Source organism: Mycobacterium sp., from assembly GCF_049281135.1.
Classification (GTDB): Bacteria; Actinomycetota; Actinomycetes; order Mycobacteriales; family Mycobacteriaceae; genus Mycobacterium.
Genome location: NZ_JBAPRN010000229.1, coordinates 1 through 2,234, shown reverse-complemented (window position 1 = coordinate 2,234; position 2,234 = coordinate 1). Strand labels below are relative to the sequence as shown.

Genomic DNA, 2,234 nt, shown 5'->3' with positions numbered 1-2,234 from the left:
GACAGATAGGGCAGGGGATGTAAAGCTGAGGCCGATCGTGTCAAGACTTGTTCAGTGGCTGGGCGCGCCGGCGCTGCTCCGGCGGAACACGCCCCCCTTGCTTTCACGCCGATGGCGTCTGGACGCGGGAGTCAGCACCTCGGTGCGGGCGGCCTCGGCGAAAGCGTCGAAAGTGCCTGAGGCCGCGGCCATTTGGAGTTCGGCGGCCCGTTGGGCCAACTCGACGTCACGCGCAGTCCGGATCGTCACTCGCGCCAGCACCGCTCCACCGACGAAGACGATCAACGCGCCCAGCCCGGAAAAGTATGCGATCTCGATGACGGCGCGCTTGGCGTCCGTGGCTGCCATGGGCTGGCCGACGTCGCCGAGGCGCAAGGTCGATGACAGCGTGCGACCGACGACGAACCAGGCGCCGGCGATCACCGCGAGCCAGCCGCCGAACATGGCGGTGGCGCGGTTTCCGGAAACCAGCAGCAGAAACCCACCCACTGCGGCGGTGACCCCGGGAAACACCTCCAGCCAGGCTCGGGCCGTGCTCCACACCCAAACCTCAGCGGGCGTGTACGAAAGATGGAGGTATGGGCCGATGAACGGGATCAAGGCACCCCATGCACCCAAGATGAGGAGGACCAATCCGCTCACCGCGCCACGGCTGCGCGGCATGTGCAGGGTCCCGAAACCTGACCGCGAGTCATTCATTTTGCGAGTTCTCCTCAAACAGTGGACACCGAAGTGTCAAGCGCGTGATGAGTGCCCCCGCGCGACGACGTAACACCGATGCCGTCAGCGCGGGTGTCACGCTAGCCCTCGCGCCTTAGATCCACCTCAGAGGCAGAGAAATCCGGCGCCGGCGGGCAACGACACGATGGAGCACCACAACGGCTGGTCCAAGGCTTACGAGGCAGGCAGCCGAACTCAGCAACTGCTGAGTTTATTCAGGATTCAGAGCTAGTGGAGTCCCGCGACGAGCAGCACAACAGCGATCGCCGGGAACGTGCCCTGCGTGAGCGCCGCCCTGGCCTTGTCCGGCGCCGACGCCAGCAACACGACCGCCGCCGCGGCCATCGACCCAACACCGGCGAAGATCAGTGCGGCACCGATCCCCTTGTGCCCCAACTCGATTGCGCCAATGCCCACCCCCGTGACGATCGCCAGGAAGAGGTTGTAGAAGCCCTGGTTGAACGCGAGCAGCTTGGTCGTTTCGGCTTCCTCGGGCGTGGTGCCGAACGCTGCCCGGGTGCGCTTGCTGGTCCAGGTCAGCGACTCCATCGTGAAGATGTACACGTGCAGCAAACCGGCCAGGCCTGCGAATACCAATGCGGCGGTGATCATTGCGCCTCCTCATCTATGGTGTCGACGCGCTCCGCGATCGCCACTACTCGAACAGTCCCGGCTGCCCTAACCCGCTGGCACGCGGAGGCGGCGTCATCCCTAGGTGCGTCCACGCCTGCGGTGTCGCCACCCTGCCGCGTGGCGTGCGGGCGATCATGCCGGCCCGCACCAGGAAAGGCTCGCACACCTCCTCGACGGTGGTGGCCTCTTCCCCGACTGCGACCGCCAGCGTCGACACCCCGACCGGACCACCGCCGAAGCTACGGGTCAATGCCGACAGCACAGCCCGGTCCAGCCGGTCGAGGCCGAGCTCGTCGACGTCGTAGACCGCCAGTGCGGATTTGGCGACGTCGCGAGTGATCACGCCGTCGGCGCGCACCTCGGCGAAGTCCCGGACGCGGCGCAGCAGCCGGTTGGCGATTCGAGGGGTGCCCCGCGAGCGCCGCGCGATCTCCGCGCCGGCCTCGGCACCCAGTTCGATACCCAGAATCCCCGCGGAGCGGGCCAGCACCCGCTCCAATTCGGCCGGCTCGTAGAAGTCCATGTGTGCGGTGAACCCGAACCGATCCCGCAGCGGACCGGTCAGCGCGCCAGACCGGGTGGTCGCGCCGACCAAGGTGAAGGGCGCCACCTCCAGCGGAATCGATGTCGCCCCAGGGCCTTTGCCGACGACGACGTCGACCCGGAAGTCCTCCATCGCCAGATACAGCATCTCCTCGGCGGGCCGGGCGATGCGGTGAATCTCGTCGATGAACAACACGTCGTGCTCGACGAGGTTGGACAACATCGCCGCCAGATCGCCGGCACGCTCCAGCGCAGGACCCGATGTCACTCGCAACGACGTCCCCAGTTCGGCGGCGATGATCATCGCCCGCGACGTCTTGCCCAGCCCGGGCGGGCCG

The 2,234-nt window shown here is 67.0% G+C and carries 3 protein-coding genes; all 3 read right to left on the bottom strand.

What is annotated here, in order from left to right:
* Positions 1–51 precede the first annotated feature (51 nt).
* On the bottom strand, positions 52–699 hold the full coding sequence (locus WAN02_RS09365) for a hypothetical protein (protein WP_422263875.1): 648 nt from the start codon (positions 697–699) through the stop codon (positions 52–54).
* 249 nt (positions 700–948) lie between these two features.
* Positions 949–1,332: a DUF1304 domain-containing protein gene (locus WAN02_RS09360; RefSeq protein ID WP_325689115.1), complete on the bottom strand. Its 384-nt coding sequence runs from the start codon at positions 1,330–1,332 to the stop codon at positions 949–951.
* Positions 1,333–1,375: 43 nt separating this feature from the next.
* On the bottom strand, positions 1,376–2,234 hold an 859-nt coding region (gene ruvB, locus WAN02_RS09355), incomplete at its 5' end, for a Holliday junction branch migration DNA helicase RuvB (RefSeq protein WP_422263874.1).